Genomic DNA, 14464 nt, shown 5'->3' on the forward strand with positions numbered 1-14464 from the left:
CGGGCGGGGCCCGCGCCCCCCGGTGCGGGGGCGCGCCGGCGCGCGCGGCCGGGGGGGCGCCGGGCCCCGCCCTTCGGCCGTCCGGTCGTCCAACCCTCCCGTGTGCTTCGGGCATTTGGAGCAGACGAAGAACGATTCTGCGGGTTGCTCCGTGCGCGCTCCGCGCCGTGCGGCCCTCCGGCCGCGCGACGGCGCAGTAGACATCGGGCATGGACGACCCCTTCGCCTTCAGCCCTTTCACCGCGCCCGGCAGTCCACCGGCGGGCGCACTGCCCCCCACCACCACCACCGCACGGCCCGGCCGCCCGGCCGCTGCGGAGAACCCACCGCCCGGGGCGGGGGGCGAGGGCCCGGGCACGCCGGAGCCCGGCGACCGCGAGGACACGTCGACCGGGCAGTGACCGGCGCCCGGGGCCGTCAGGCGCTCACGCGAGGACCTGCAACAGGCGGTCCGCCAGGACCGCGGCGGACGCGGGGTTCTGCCCGGTGATGAGGTTGCCGTCCTCCACCATGTACGGCTTCCAGGTCTCGCCGCGGCTGTAGTCGACGCGGACCTTGCTCTTCAGATCGTCCTCCAGCAGCCAGGTCGCCCTGGAGGCCAGCCCCACTCCCTCCTCCTCCTCGTTGGTGAAGCCCGTGACCTTGCGGCCCCTGAAGGGCGACTCCCCGTGGATCCTGGTGGCGAGCATCGCGGCCGGTGCGTGGCACACGATCGCGAGCGGGTCGCCCGAGGCGAGCTGCGCCGTCAGCAGCCGGCCCGCGTCGGCGTCGAACGCCAGGTCCGACATCGGACCGTGTCCGCCGGGCAGATAGACCGCGTCGTAATCCTCCAGGCGTACGTCCGACAGCTTGAGCGGCCGCCGCATCGCCTCCGCGTCGCGGATGATCTCCTCCAGTTCCAGGGCTCCCTTCTCTCCGCCCGCCATGGCCGGGCGCAGGCTCATCATGTCGACGTTCGGGGTCACACCGCCGGGTGTCGCCACCACGACCTCGTGTCCGGCGTCCGTCATCGCCTTGTAGGGGGTCGCGAACTCCTCGGCCCAGTAGCCTGTCGCGTATCTGGTGCCGTCCTTGAGCACCCAGTACGTCGCTCCGCTCACTATGAAAAGCACCTTCGCCATGACACGCCTCCTCGCGACATGTCGGAATCGGCTCATTCCATGCTAAACACGCGTTCGATGCGACGCATGCGGGCCGTCGGCCGTCGGCCGCCGGAGGGCCGGAGCGCGGACGGTGTGTCAGCGGGAGTCCGCCGTCACCGCCCCGGGGCGCCCGAGATCCGCGGGCGGCGGCTGCGCGCCGTCGGCAGAGCCGTCGGCGCCGACAGCGCGGTCGGTGTTTCCGCGCCGCCACAGGGGCGGACGCCGGTAGGTGAGGAGGTAGACGAGGGCGCTCACCGCCGCCGCGACCGCCATGCTCAGGTCGCCGGCGCCCGGGAACGCCACGGAGAACGGCCCGGTGTAGAGCTGTGACTGCCAGAACGGCACCGACGCGGCGACGCCGACGGCCCACGCGACGAAACCCCAGTCCAGGACGCGGGAGCGGTCGTACAGCTCGGAGACGCGGCGGGCGTCGGAGCGGCCGCCCAGGTGGTAGTCGAGCAGCAGCACGGTGGCGAACGGGGCGATGAAGTAGGCGGTCAGATTGAGGAAGACCTTGAACTTGTCCTCGGTGCCCGACGCCCCCCACAGGCTGATGGCGTAGGCCAGCAGACAGATCACGACGACCGCCTGGGAACGGGTGACGGGGATCTTCAGCGTCTGGACGGAGATGGCACCGCCGTAGACGTTCAGGAAGTTCTGGGCCAGCGCGGAGAGACCGACGGCGATCAGGGCGGGTACGGCGAAGGGGCCCGCCAGTTGGTGGAGCGCCGTGATGGCGTCCTCGCTGGTGGCGCCGGAGCCGACGATCACCCCCAGCACGCCCAGCCAGCAGATGGTGATGAAGTTGCCGAGGCCGGTGTACCAGGTCGTACGGGTGACGACCGCGCGGGTGTCCGGCAGATAGCGCGAGTAGTCGGAGGCGAACGGCGCCCACGCCACGAGGAAGGAGAGGAACCAGCCGCTGAAGGTGATCATTCCGCCGGTGGTGCCGACGAACCCGGGCGCGTGCGGGTCGGCCTGGAACATGGTTCCGCCGCGGACCACCGCGACGACCGTGATCAGGACGAACAGCGGTGTCAGCACATAGGTCAGTGCCCGCTGGAGAAAATTGATCATGTTGTAGCCGAAGACGGCCACCACCATCTCGACCAGCGTCAGCAGCGCCGCGCACAACCAGAAGGGCAGATGGGTCAGTTCGGCGAACGCCTTGCCGCCGAGGATGACGGTCACGGCCGCCCAGCCGACCCCCGCGCACACGTTGATGTAGGCGACGGGCAGGAAGTTGCCGAAGAAACCGAGCGGCCCGCGGGCCTGGATCTGCTGCGGTACGCCGAGCCGGACCCCCATGCGGGACATCACGGCCATGAGGACCGAGCCGAGCCCGGCCCCCACGACGATGGCCGTGACCGCGGCGGAGAAGCTCAGCCCCAGCCGGCTCGCGCTGAACCCGAGCAGGATGATCGGGAAGTTCAGACCGGCGGCGAACCAGACGAAGAACTGCGAACTGGGTTTGCCGTGACGTTCGTTGTCGGGGATGTGGTCGACCCCGAAGGGCTCGACCTTGGTGACCGAGCTGCCGTACACCGGCGCCGGGGACCCTGCCGGTGGGGAGTCGTGGGACATGCCGTGCTCCTGACTGGTCGGTGATGAGGGGGAGTCACCACGGCAGCGGAGCCGTGTGCGAGATGTCGAAGAAGCCACCGCCGCTGTAGACGAGCGGGGCGAGGTCCGTGTGGCAGGCCGAGACCACCCGGCCGGTGAAGACGGTGTGGCTCCCGGCCTCCAGCCGCTCGCCGATCTCCACCTCCAGCCGCGCGCAGGCGCCGTCGATCAGCGGGGGGCCGAACGCGCCGGGCGTCCAGGAGATCCGGTCGAACTTGTCGTCGCCCTTGCCCGCGAAGACCTTGGCGACGTCGAGCTGCTCCGCCGCGAGGATGCTGATACCGAGATGGCTCGCCCGGTGGAGCGCGGGATGGGTGGAGGAGCTGCGCTGGACGCAGACGAGCACCATCGGCGGGTCGAGCGAGATGCTGGAGAAGGCGTTGACGGCCAGCCCGCGCGGGGTGCCGTCGTCGTCGGTGGTCACCACCGTGACACCGGTGATGAACTTACGGTGCACCCCACGGACCAGGTCGGAGTCGACGGCGGCCCCGTGCGCGGTGGTGATGATCCCGAGCGCCTCCAGGAGCTGCCGGGAGTCGAAGGTCACCCACTCCTCGGTCACCGCGCCGCCCCCGAAGCGGGCGAAGGTGGCACCGGACACCTCGACCGGCCGCCCGGTGGGCGGCACCCCGAGAAAGGCACCGGTGTGCCGGCCGGTGCTGCGCCAGCGGACCGCCAGACCGTCGCCCTCCTCGACGACGTCCTCGATCTCGGTCCTGAGGTCGGGGAACGCCTCCCGGACGGCGCGGATGGACTCCTTGAACTGTTCACGGTCCTGTGGGGTGCCCGCGGGGCCCCGGCGGCGTACGTACGAAGGGCTCAGCAGGTCGTCCAGGGCGTCGACCTCCCCCTGGTCCCAGGCGGCCCGCCAGGCGGAACGGACCTGTGCGACCCGGTCCGGGGCGGTGACGGTGTGATCGGCAATGCGGCTCATAACAGTCCCCTCAACGAAGCTGTTGTATGGCAGAGGACCGTAGGTAGGGGGTCAAGTGATGTCAACACCCCTCGCGGAAAAACCTCTCAGCCCGTGAGGCGCCCGGAAAACGCGGAGATCAGAAACGTGCGCGGCGCTCACCCCTTGACGACCGCTTCCGGGTACTCCTAGCCTCCGTTGCATGGCACAGCAGGAACGGAAAGGACACCCGATGAGGTTCTCGATCTTTCACAACCTGGGAGCGCCGGGACGGCTCGGCGAGTACGCCCATGTCATGCGGGAAGCGCGGGAGTTCGCCGTCGCCGCCGACCGGGCGGGCTTCTGGTCCACCTGGTACACCGAGCACCACTTCGGGCACGAGGCGATCGAGATCACCCCCAACCCGGTGCTCATGGGGACCGACATCGCCGCACGGACGGAGCGCATCCGGATCGGCCAGGCGGCGAACATCGCCACCTTCTGGCACCCGCTCCGGCTCGCCGAGGACCTCGCGATGCTCGACCAGCTCTCCGGAGGCCGGGTCGAGGTCGGACTCGGCCGGGGCCTCTACGGCCGTGAGGCGCTCAATCTCAACGCCCTCGCCGACCCGCGCGACCAGGAGCAGAACCGGGCCCTCTACGACGAGACCGTGGAGATCCTGCGCAAGGCCTGGAGCGGCGAGTTCTTCGCCCACAAGGGCCGGTTCCACGAGTTCCCCGCCCCCGGTGTGAAGTGGAACCACCCGCTCTCGCCCGCCACCGAGGAGTACACCTCGGACGGTGTGATCACCAAGATGCAGGTCACCCCGTTCCCCCTGCAACGCCCCCACCCGCCGCTGTGGCAGGTCATCGACAGCCCCCGTTCCATCAGGTCCGCCGCCGCCGACGGCGTCCAGGGGATCTTCTGGCTGCCGCCCGTGTCCGCGCTCAAGGAACGCTTCGAGCTGTACCGCGACACCGCCTCCGAGGCGCAGGGCCGCGCGTACGCCCTCGGCGAGGGCATCGGCCTGGTCCGCGACGTGTACGTCGCCGACACCATGGAACAGGCCCGCGCCGACTTCGAGGAGGCGCTGATGACGACCTACCGCTGGATCATGCACTGGCGCGGCCTCGGCAATCTGATGGAGGCCGGCGAAGAGCTCACCGACGCCCACCAGCTCTCCTTCGACTTCCTCCAGGACCGCAACCTGCTGGTCGGCACCCCCGAGTACGTCGCGGAGAAGATCGCGGAACTCCGCGACGAGGTGGGTCTGGAACACCTGCTGCTGTGGACCACCCACCCCGGCCTCGCACACCGCAAGGCGATGCGCAGCCTGGAACTGTTCACGGAGAAGGTCATGCCGGAGTTCGCCGCATGAGCCGCCTCGTACGGAAGGTGGTGACCCTCGTCGACGAGACCCTGTTCGAACTCGGCAGCCCGGTCGCCCGCCCCGTGCGGCGCGTCGCCGCCGCCGCGGTGATCCGCAACCCGTGGGCCGGCCGCGGTCTCGTCGCCGACCTCCAGCCCGAGGTGGAGGCGGTCGCCCCCGAACTGGGCCGGCTGCTCACCGGCCGGCTGATCGACGCCCTGGGCGGCGCCGACCGGGTCGAGGCCTTCGGCAAGGCAGCCATGGTCGGCCTGGACGGGGAGACCGAGCACGGCGGCGCGCTCATCCACACCCCCTACTTCGGCAACATCCTGCGGGAGCTGACCGGGGGCACCTCCATCATCGTCTTCAACGACGACCGCGTGGCCGCGGGCGAACCGCTCACCGTACCGCTGTGGCACAAGACCGCCGCGGCGACCCGCTCCCACTACCAGACCGTCCAGATCCGGGTGCCCGACGCGCCCCGGCCCGACGAGATCGTCGTGATCGCCGCCGCCTCGTCAGGCCCCCGCCCCAACGCCCGGATCGGGGACCGCCGTACCGACCCCGCCGTCCGCCTCGCCGACCTGGAGAACGCCCGATGAACATCCGCAAGATCATCACCTTCACCGAGGACATCCACACCGAGGGCGGCAGCCCCGTCGACCCGCCCGCCCGTACGGCGGTCGTCCTCGCGGTGATCGAGAACCCCTGGGCGGGGCAGGGCTTCGTCGAGGACCTTCTCCCCGGCATCGACGCGGTGGCGCCCGCCCTCGGCGAACTGCTCGCGCCGCGCGTCGTCGAAGCGCTCGGCGCGCCGGTCGAGGCGTACGGGAAGGCCGCCGTCGTCGGCCTCGACGGCGAGATCGAGCACGGCAGCGCGCTCATCCACACGCTCAAGTTCGGCGACCACTTCCGCAAGGCGGCCCAGGCCACCACCCTGCTGCCCGCCGTGGAGAAGCGGGCCCCGGCCGGCGCCGTCTTCGACATCCCGCTCAAACACATCACCGACGCGACCATCCGCTCGCACCACCAGACCATCGAGGCGCGGGTCCCCGACGGCCCCCGCGCCGACGAGATCGTGATCGGGCTCGCGGCGGCCTCGCAGGGCCGCCCGCAGGCCCGGCTGGCCCCGCTGTCGACGGAACGATGACCGGCCAGGACCGGCACGCCGTACCGCTGAGCCACACGTCGTACGGGGCCGGGCCCCGCCTCGTCCTGCTCCACGGGGTGGGACTGGACCGGACGATGTGGGACCGCTGTCTGCCCGCCCTGACGGAGTCCCACCGGGTGACCGCGGCCGACCTGCGCGGCCACGGCGCCTCGCCGCCCGCCGCGCCCGGAGTGTCCCTGGCGGAGCTGGCGGCCGACGTCGAGGCGCTCCTGGAAGGCCCCACCCATCTGGTGGGGTTCTCCCTGGGCGCGCTCGTCGCCCAGCGGCTGGCGCTCGTACGGCCCGACCTGACGGCCTCGCTCACCCTGGTCAGCTCGGTCGCCGACCGCACCGCCCGGGAGCGGGACGCCGTCGCCCGGCGCAGGCGAACGGCCCGGGAGGACTTCGCGGAGTCCGCGCGGGCCTCGGTCGACCGCTGGTTCTCGGCGGAGTGGCGCGCGCGTGAACCCGCCCTGGCCGAGACCGTCCTGCGGCGGTTGCTGGCCAACGACCCGGCCTCGTACCTGGCCTGCTACGACGTCTTCGCCACCGCCGACGCCGAGCTGTGGCCCGAGCTGCCCCTGATCACCGCGCCCACGCTGGCGGTCACCGGTGCGGACGACCCGGGCTCGACCCCCGGCATGTCCCGCCGGCTGGCCGCGCGCATCCCGGGAGGCAGCGCGCAGACCGTCCCCGGGGCGCGCCATCTGCTGCCGTTGGAGCGCCCCCTCGCCCTCACGGAAGCGATCGTCCGGCACACCGGTGCGACCGCACGGACCGGACAGGAGAGTCGTCCCGCATGAGCCACAGTTCCCTGCCGCACCACCAGCACTACATCGCCGGAGCCTGGGTGCCGCCCGCCTCCGGCGCGTACTTCGACAGTGTGAACCCGAGTACGGGCCTGCCCCTGTACCTGGCCGCCGACGGCACGGCCCCCGATGTCGACCGCGCCGTCGCCGCCGCCCGGCACGCCTTCGAGGACCCGCGCTGGCGCGACCTGAGCCAGACCCGGCGCGGTCGCCTGCTCCGCAATCTCGCGGAGCTGATCGGCGAGCACGCCGAGGAACTGGCGCGCACCGAAACGCTCGACAACGGCAAACTGCTGCGCGAGATGCGCGCCCAACTGGCCGGTCTGCCCGAGTACTTCCACTACTACGCGGGACTGGCCGACAAGATCCACGGCGAGGTCGTCCCGGGCGCGAGCCGGGAACTGCTCAACTACACCCTGCGGGAGCCGCTGGGTGTGGTCGGCGCGATCACCCCGTGGAACTCCCCGCTCCTGCTGACGGCCACGAAGCTCGCCCCCGCGCTCGCCGCCGGGAACACCGTCGTCGTCAAACCCTCCGAACACACCTCGGCCTCCCTGCTGGCGCTGGCCCCGCTCTTCGAGGAGGCGGGCTTCCCGCCGGGCGTGGTCAATGTGGTGACGGGCCGCGGTGTGACGGCGGGCGCCCCCCTGACCGAGCATCCTGACGTGGCCAAGGTGACCTTCACCGGCTCCACCGACACCGGCCGCCGTATCGCCCGTACCTGCGCCGACCGGCTCGTGCGCTACACCCTGGAACTCGGCGGCAAGTCCCCCAACATCGTCTTCCCCGACGCCGACCTCGGTTCCGCGGCGATGGGGGTTATCGCGGGGATCTTCGCGGCGGCCGGCCAGACCTGCGTGGCGGGCAGCCGGGTGCTGGTCCACCAGGACGTGTACGAGGAGATCCTGGAGCGCGTCACCGCCCGCGCCGCGACCATCCGGATCGGTGACCCGCTGGAGGAGTCCACCGAACTGGGCCCGCTGGCCCTCGCCGACCAGCTCGCGAAGGTCGAGTCGTACGTGGAACTCGGCATCGCCGAGGGCGGCACGGTGGCCGTCGGGGGCGCGCGGCCCGACACCGGCGGGCTCGGCGGCTACTTCTACGCGCCGACCGTCTTCACCGGTACGGACAACTCGATGCGGATCTGCCGGGAGGAGATCTTCGGGCCGGTCGCCACGATCATGCCGTTCGCCTCCGAGGAGGAGGCGCTCACCATCGCCAACGACTCGCCGTACGGCCTGGCGGCGGGCGTGTGGACGCGGGACGTCAACCGGGTCCACCGGATGGCCGCCCGGCTGGAGGCGGGGACCGTGTGGGCCAACACCTACCGGTCGATGTCCCCGATGTCCCCCCGATCGGGCTTCAAGAGCAGTGGGGCGGGCGTGGAGCACGGCACGGAGGTCATCCGGGAGTACACCCGGCTCAAGAGCGTGTGGGTGAACACCAGCGAGGAGCCGGCCGGAGATCCGTTCGTCCTGCGGTCCTGACCGGCACCTTCTGTGACCGGTCCGACGCACAGGGTTTCTTGCATGGCAGTGGATTCGTACCGTTCAAGGGTTTGACGCAGGATCCCGCCCTGCAATAGCGTGACGTGCCATGCAAGAACCCAGTGGGGTGACCAAGCGCCTGCAGAAGAAGAGCATGCAGGCCCGGGTGGCCGAAGAGCTGCGCAACATGATCATCAGCGGGGAGCTGCAACCCGCCTCCAGCCTCTCCGAGATGGCCCTGTCGGAGACCTTCGGCGTCAGCCGCACGCCGATCCGCGAGGCGCTGAAGCAGCTCCAGATCGAGGGGCTGGTGGAGGTACGGCCCCGTGTGGGCACGTTCGTGGCCGTGCCCTCACGGCGTGAGATCACCGAGCTGTTCCAGATGAAGGAACTGATCGAGGGCGCCGCCGCCCGGCTGCTCGCCCTGCGCGGCCGGGTCCCCGAACTGGACCGTCTGCACGCCAACATGAGCGAGGCCGACGAGGCGGTGCGCGCGGGCGACACCGAGTCGTACGCCCGTCTGGTCCACGAGTTCCACGAGCTGATCGTCATCGGTGCCGACAACACCAAGCTGGAGTCGCACTACCGCATCCTCATGAACCAGCTCGCCTACGCGCGTCTGGTCCGTACGTCCCTGTCGCAGCCCGGACGCCCCCGCGAGTCCGACAGCGAACACCACCATGTGCTGGACCTCATCGCGGCCAAGGACGGCGACGGCGCCGAGCGCGTGATGCGCGAGCACGTCCGCCGCAGCCACCACGCGCTGACGGCGGGCATGGACGAGCGGGAACGGGGCCGGTAGCCGGCGCACGTGTACGGGCCCGCTCCGGACCCCCGGCGGGCCGCCGCGGCGCCCCGCCCTCCGGCGCGGGCCCGCTCCTCGTCGGTGTGCGGGCCCGCCGCCCGTCAGCGCGCCGGGGACAGCTCCTCGTCGCGGACGGTCTCCTCCGTCCAGTACGAGCCGTACTTCGCCGCGAGCGCCGCGGCCTCCGCCGTGGTCAGCAGCCGGGTGGGGTGCGCCCCCAGGAGCAGCAGCAGGGCCGAGACCTCCTCGATCTCGACGGCGGCCTCGGTGGCGGCGCGCAGGCCGGTGCCGGCGACCACGGGACCGTGGTTCTGGAGGAGGGCCGCGCGGCACGGGAACGGCAGGCGCTCCAGCTCCGCCGCCTGCGCGGGGTCGCCCGGGTGGGCGTAGGGCAGCAGCGGGGTCTGGCCCACCCGCATCACGAAGTACGGGGTGAGCGGGGGGACGGCGCTGCGGTCGGACCACGCCGGGCGGCAGGACACGGCGGCGGCGTGGCGCGAGTGCAGATGGACCACGGCCCCGGTCGCGGACTCGCGCCGGTAGAACGCCAGATGGAGCGGGAACTCCTTGGAGGGCCGGGGCCCGTCCGCGTGGGTGCCGTCGAGGCGGAGCACCGACAGCGCGTCCGGATCGAGGGCGGCCAGGTCCGCGCCGGTCGGGGTGATGAGGATCCGGTCGCCCTCGCGGACGCTGATGTTGCCGGACGAGCCGGGGCTCAGGCCGAGGGAGGCCAGATGGGCGGCGGCGCGCGCGAGTTCGCGGCGGGCGGCGGTCATACGAGCTGCTCCCATGCCTGGGTGAAGATGTCGGTGCCGCCGAAGTTGCCGGACTTCAGGGCGAGGTCGAGGGTGACGGGCCGACCGGTCGGGGACGCCTCGGTCGTGGCCCAGGCGACTCCGGGGGCGATGGGCGCGCCGATCCCGAGGGTGCGGGCGCGCAGCGCGGTGACGACGGCGCCCGAGGTCTCGCCGCCGGCCACGAGCAGCCGCCGGGCACCGGCGTCGACGAGGGCCGCGGCGCAGCGCGCCAGGGCCCGCTCGACGAGTGCGGCGGCGGGTTCCGCGCCGTCCGGGGTCCGCGCCTCGACGTCCTCCGGAGCGGCGACGGTGTAGATCAGGGGCGGCCGGCCGGGATCGGTGCGCCAGCAGTCGCGTACGAAGCCGGTCAGACCGGTGACGGTGGCGTCGAAGTCGGTACGGAGCGCCGCCGGGTCGAGGCGCCGGTGCGGCAGGCGCCCCAGGGCGTGGGCGACCTGGGCGCGGGTGGCCGCCGAGGCGCTTCCGGCGAGGACCACCCCGGGATCGCCGGGGCGGGAGGCCGGCCGGGCCCGCGCCTCGCCGGGGTGCGGGCCGACGAGTCCCACCGCGAGACCGGCGGCGCCGGTGACGAGGGGCAGCTCACCGGTGGCCCCGGCGATGACGGCCAGGTCCCGGTCGTCGACGGCGTCCACGACGGTGAGCGCGCCGGCCCGCGCGGGATCGTCCAGCGCGGCGCGCAGCGCGTCCTCGCCGGCGCGGACGGTCTCCAGGCCGATCCGGGAGACGGGGCGGCCGGTCTGCGGCTCCAGGAGCCGGTCGACGCGGGAGTCCCGCATCGGGGTGAGGGGGTGGTGCCGCATCGGGCTCTCGTCCAGCAGGTCGTCGTGGACGAAGAGCCGGCCCCGGTAGACGGTGCGGCCGGTCGCGGGGAACGAGGGGACGACGACGGTGCGGTCCGCGCCGAGCGCGTCGAGCAGGGCGTCCGTGACCGGCCCGATGTTGCCGCGGGGGGTGGAGTCGAAGGTCGAGCAGTACTTGAAGTAGAAGCGCGTACAGCCGAGCGCGCGCAGGCCGCCCAGGGCCCGCAGGGAGAGACCGACGGCCTCCTCGACCGGGGCGGTGCGGCTCTTGAGGGCCACCACGACCGCGTCGGCGTCGGCGAGTGCGGGGTGGTCTGTGCCCGACGGGGAGGTCTCCAGGGCGTCGGGCCCGACGGCGACGACGGTCCGGAACCCTCGCGCCACCAGCATCGTGGCAAGGTCGGTGGCTCCCGTGAAGTCGTCTGCGATGGCCCCGAGGGTCGGCATCAAATCTCCTGCGTGGGTGCGGGTCGGTGCGGCCCGACCGGCCGACCGTGCTGATCTGTGAATTTATGTTACCAGGCTTTACGAGAATGGGATCTGGTGATAGATGTTGTTAACCCGCTGCTTCTTTCCGTGTGCGCTCATCAGCCCGTCGCCCCGCCGACCACGCCAGAAGCACCACCCCTGCCTTGCGCGCTCATCGAGGAGAGCCCATGAACCTGCGTCACTTGTTCGCCGACGGAGGCGACCGGACGGTGCGGTACGCACTGACGGGCGCCGGGGGTGGCTTCGCGCGGACCCTCCTGGCCCAGAGCCGTTCGATTCCCGGGCTCGCCCCGGTCGTCCTGTGCGACCGCGACCTGTCCCGGCTCCGCGGGATGCTGGCCGAACTCGGCTACCCCGCGACCGGGCTGGCCGACTGCCACGACGCCGCCGCCGTCGCCGACGCGGTCGCGGGGGAGCGGATCGCCCTGATCGCCGACGCCGACCTGCTGACGGCCGCGGACTGGGACATCCTGGTCGAGGCGACCGGCAGCCCGGCCGACGGCTTCGCCATGGCGGAGCGGGCCCTGACCGAGGGCCGTCATGTGGCGATGGTCAGCAAGGAGGTCGACTCGGTCGCCGGCCTGTGTCTGGCGAGCCTCGCCGAGGAGAAGGGGCTGGTCTACACGACGGCCGACGGCGACCAGCCGGCCAACCTCATCGGCCTGGTCACCTGGGCCGAACTGCTCGGCCTCGACATCGTGGCCATCGGCAAGTCCACCGAGTACGACCTGGTGCACGACCCCCGCGCGGGCACCGTCAGCCAGCTCGACACCACCGTGCCCGCGCCCGCGCTGGCCGGTCTGCTGGAGCTGGGCGACGATGTGCGCGCCACCCTCGGCGCCCGCGCCGAGGCCGTGGCGGCCCTGCCCACCGGCGCCACCGCCGACTACTGCGAGATGGCCGTGGTGGCCAACAGCACGGGCTTCCGCCCCGACACCGAACTGCTCCACTACCCGGTGGCCCGTATCGCCGAACTCGCCGACATCTACCGGCCCCGCGAGGACGGCGGCATCCTCGACCGCACCGGGGCCGTGGACGTCTTCAGCGCCCTGCGGCTGCCCGGCGAGCCCTCCTTCGCCGGCGGTGTCTTCGTCGTCGTCCGCACCGGTGACCCGGTGACCTGGGAGACCCTCCGGGAGAAGGGCCATGTGGTCAGCGCGGACGGCCGGTACGCGGCGGTTTACCTGCCGTACCACCTCATGGGCGTCGAGGCGCCCGTGACCCTGCTGTCGGCCGTGCTGCACGGCCGGCCCTCCGGGGGCACCGACCCCCGCGCGCACGCGGTGCTCGCCGGGCGCGCCCGTACCGACCTGCCCGCCGGGACCGTGCTCACCATGGGCGGCCACCACCACGACGTCACCGGCGTCCAGGCGGTGCTGCTGCGCGGCGAGTCCGTCCCCGACGACATCGCCCCGCTCTACCTCGCCGCGCACACGACGCTGGCGCGGCCCGTCGCCGCGGGGGAGCCGATCCGTCTGGGCGACCTCGCGGACGCCGACCCCGCGCTGCTGCGCGCCTGGCGGTCCGGCCGCGCGGCCCGGCCCTGCCCGGACGCCGCGGTCACGCCGGTGGCGTCGGCCGCGTCGGTCACGGAAGGGAACACCACGGCGTGAGCACCGATCTCCAGCATCTGCTGCTCGGGGCCGGCGCCGTCGTCGTCCTCGTCCTGCTCATCACCAAGGCCAAGCTCCACCCGTTCCTCGCCCTCGGGCTCGCGGCCCTGGGGCTGGGCATCACCGCCGGTATCGCCCCCGCCGCCGCGGTCAAGGCGTTCCAGGACGGCTTCGGCGACGCGCTGGCCAGTACGGGCCCGACCATCGGCCTCGGCACCCTGCTCGGCGGGATCCTGCTGGGCTCCGGCGGCGCCGACCGGATCGCCACCGCCTTCATCGGCGCCCGGCCCGTCCGGTGGATCCCCGCCGCGATCACGGCCGCCGCGCTGCTGATCGGCATGCCGCACCTGTTCGACGTCAGCTTCGTGATGCTCGTACCGCTGGTGTACACCGTCGCCAAGCGCACCCAGACGCATCTGCTGTACGTGGGGCTGCCCATGGCGGCCGGACTCTACGTCAGCCACGGCCTGCTGCCCCCGCACCCGGCGCCCACACTGGCCGTCTCCACCTACGGCGCGAGCACCGGCCTGACCATCCTGTACGGGCTGATCATCGGCATCCCCATGGCCGTCCTGACCGGTCCCGTACTGACCCGGGTGGCACGCCGCTGGTTCGGACCCGCGCCCGACCTCGACAAGGGCCCGGTCCAGTCGACCGTGGTGGAGCCCGAGCACCGGCGCAAGCCGGCCTCCCTCACCTTCGCCCTGATCACCGTGCTGATGCCGCCCGGCCTCATGCTCATCGGCACGATCGGCACCGCCAACACGGCCGAGGGGACGGTGGCGTACGACCTCTTCGCCGCCTGCGACTCCTCCGTGCTGTCGCTGCTCGCCGCGGTCGTCTTCGCCTTCTTCGCCCTCGGTGTACGGTCCGGCTTCGGCCTGGGCCAGCTCCAGAAGATGGCGGCCAAGGGGCTCGGCCCGGTGGGCGGCATCATCCTCATCCTGGGCGCGGGCGGCGGCCTGAAGGCCATGCTCACGGAGACCGGCATCGACAAGCTGATCTCGGACTACGCCGTGAACTGGGCCATACCCCCGCTGCTGCTCGGCTGGCTGGTCGCGGCCCTGCTGCGGGTCTGCCTCGGCTCGGCGACGGTGGCGACCGCCGCCGCGACCGGCATCGTGGCGCCCCTGCTCGGCGCCTACCCGGGCACCTCACCCGAGCTGATGGTGCTCGCCACCGCCTCGGGCGCCGTGATGCTCTCCCACGTCAACGACTCCGGTTTCTGGCTGTTCAAGGAGTACTTCCAGCTCTCGGTGGCGCAGACCTTCCGCACCTGGACCCTGATGCTCTCGCTCCAGTCGCTGCTGAGCCTCGGCGGTGTCCTGCTCCTCAGCGCGTTCGTGCACGGCTGACCGCACCCGTGGGGGGGGGGGGGGGCGCGCCGGGGGGGGGGGGGGGGGGGGGGTTGGTAAAGAAACGGTGTGGGGGGTTGTAGAAAAAAAACAAACCCCACAAAAAAAAAAA

At 72.2% G+C, this 14464-nt stretch carries 14 protein-coding genes; 9 read left to right on the top strand and 5 right to left on the bottom strand.

Features of this window, described 5'->3' with window-relative positions; genetic code table 11:
• The first annotated feature begins 209 nt into the window (after nucleotides 1–209).
• The gene (locus tag ACFXPK_RS05335) at nucleotides 210–401 is read left to right on the top strand and encodes a hypothetical protein (protein ID WP_385071871.1); all 192 of its coding nucleotides are present in this window, start codon (nucleotides 210–212) and stop codon (nucleotides 399–401) included.
• A 24-nt stretch (nucleotides 402–425) separates the two neighbouring features.
• On the opposite strand, the gene ACFXPK_RS05340 is transcribed toward ACFXPK_RS05335, so the two are convergent.
• From ACFXPK_RS05340 to ACFXPK_RS05350, 3 genes are all read right to left on the bottom strand, one after another.
• Nucleotides 426–1121 (bottom strand): type 1 glutamine amidotransferase domain-containing protein, encoded by a 696-nt coding sequence (locus tag ACFXPK_RS05340; protein ID WP_384997218.1) that lies wholly within the window; start codon nucleotides 1119–1121, stop codon nucleotides 426–428.
• Nucleotides 1122–1238: 117 nt separating this feature from the next.
• Nucleotides 1239–2726, bottom strand: coding sequence for a purine-cytosine permease family protein (locus ACFXPK_RS05345; RefSeq protein WP_385071875.1), 1488 nt, complete (start codon nucleotides 2724–2726; stop codon nucleotides 1239–1241).
• A 34-nt stretch (nucleotides 2727–2760) separates the two neighbouring features.
• Entirely contained in the window at nucleotides 2761–3699 is a 939-nt protein-coding gene (locus ACFXPK_RS05350; RefSeq protein ID WP_384997215.1) for a flavin reductase, read from the bottom strand.
• A gap of 181 nt (nucleotides 3700–3880) precedes the next feature.
• Here ACFXPK_RS05350 and ACFXPK_RS05355 point away from each other — a divergent pair, with 181 nt between their 5' ends.
• The 6 genes from ACFXPK_RS05355 (at nucleotide 3881) to ACFXPK_RS05380 (ending at nucleotide 9274) form a co-directional block, all read left to right on the top strand.
• Complete coding sequence (locus tag ACFXPK_RS05355; RefSeq protein ID WP_384997213.1) at nucleotides 3881–5035, top strand: LLM class flavin-dependent oxidoreductase; 1155 nt, start codon at nucleotides 3881–3883, stop codon at nucleotides 5033–5035.
• Nucleotides 5032–5628 (top strand): amino acid synthesis family protein, encoded by a 597-nt coding sequence (locus ACFXPK_RS05360; protein WP_384997211.1) that lies wholly within the window; start codon nucleotides 5032–5034, stop codon nucleotides 5626–5628. Before ACFXPK_RS05355 ends, ACFXPK_RS05360 begins: the two co-directional genes overlap by 4 nt.
• Complete coding sequence (locus ACFXPK_RS05365; protein WP_385071880.1) at nucleotides 5625–6176, top strand: amino acid synthesis family protein; 552 nt, start codon at nucleotides 5625–5627, stop codon at nucleotides 6174–6176. The genes ACFXPK_RS05360 and ACFXPK_RS05365 overlap by 4 nt, the downstream gene beginning before the upstream one ends.
• Complete coding sequence (locus ACFXPK_RS05370) at nucleotides 6173–6979, top strand: alpha/beta fold hydrolase (RefSeq protein ID WP_385071882.1); 807 nt, start codon at nucleotides 6173–6175, stop codon at nucleotides 6977–6979. Before ACFXPK_RS05365 ends, ACFXPK_RS05370 begins: the two co-directional genes overlap by 4 nt.
• Complete coding sequence (locus ACFXPK_RS05375; protein ID WP_385071884.1) at nucleotides 6976–8472, top strand: aldehyde dehydrogenase; 1497 nt, start codon at nucleotides 6976–6978, stop codon at nucleotides 8470–8472. The genes ACFXPK_RS05370 and ACFXPK_RS05375 overlap by 4 nt, the downstream gene beginning before the upstream one ends.
• Before the next feature lie 127 nt (nucleotides 8473–8599).
• Nucleotides 8600–9274, top strand: a complete 675-nt coding sequence (locus tag ACFXPK_RS05380; RefSeq protein ID WP_384997204.1) for a GntR family transcriptional regulator — start codon at nucleotides 8600–8602, stop codon at nucleotides 9272–9274.
• A gap of 104 nt (nucleotides 9275–9378) precedes the next feature.
• On the opposite strand, the gene ACFXPK_RS05385 is transcribed toward ACFXPK_RS05380, so the two are convergent.
• Complete coding sequence (locus ACFXPK_RS05385) at nucleotides 9379–10053, bottom strand: class II aldolase/adducin family protein (RefSeq protein WP_385071886.1); 675 nt, start codon at nucleotides 10051–10053, stop codon at nucleotides 9379–9381.
• A complete protein-coding gene (otnK, locus tag ACFXPK_RS05390) occupies nucleotides 10050–11342 on the bottom strand; it encodes a 3-oxo-tetronate kinase (RefSeq protein WP_385071888.1) in 1293 nt (430 codons plus the stop codon). Before otnK ends, ACFXPK_RS05385 begins: the two co-directional genes overlap by 4 nt.
• Nucleotides 11343–11551: 209 nt before the next feature.
• Here otnK and ACFXPK_RS05395 point away from each other — a divergent pair, with 209 nt between their 5' ends.
• Nucleotides 11552–12997 (top strand): homoserine dehydrogenase, encoded by a 1446-nt coding sequence (locus ACFXPK_RS05395; RefSeq protein WP_385071891.1) that lies wholly within the window; start codon nucleotides 11552–11554, stop codon nucleotides 12995–12997.
• The gene (locus ACFXPK_RS05400) at nucleotides 12994–14352 is read left to right on the top strand and encodes a gluconate:H+ symporter (protein WP_385071895.1); all 1359 of its coding nucleotides are present in this window, start codon (nucleotides 12994–12996) and stop codon (nucleotides 14350–14352) included. The genes ACFXPK_RS05395 and ACFXPK_RS05400 overlap by 4 nt, the downstream gene beginning before the upstream one ends.
• The last annotated feature ends 112 nt before the right edge of the window (nucleotides 14353–14464 follow it).

This window comes from Streptomyces sp. NPDC059142 (assembly GCF_042755665.1).
Classification (GTDB): Bacteria; Actinomycetota; Actinomycetes; order Streptomycetales; family Streptomycetaceae; genus Streptomyces.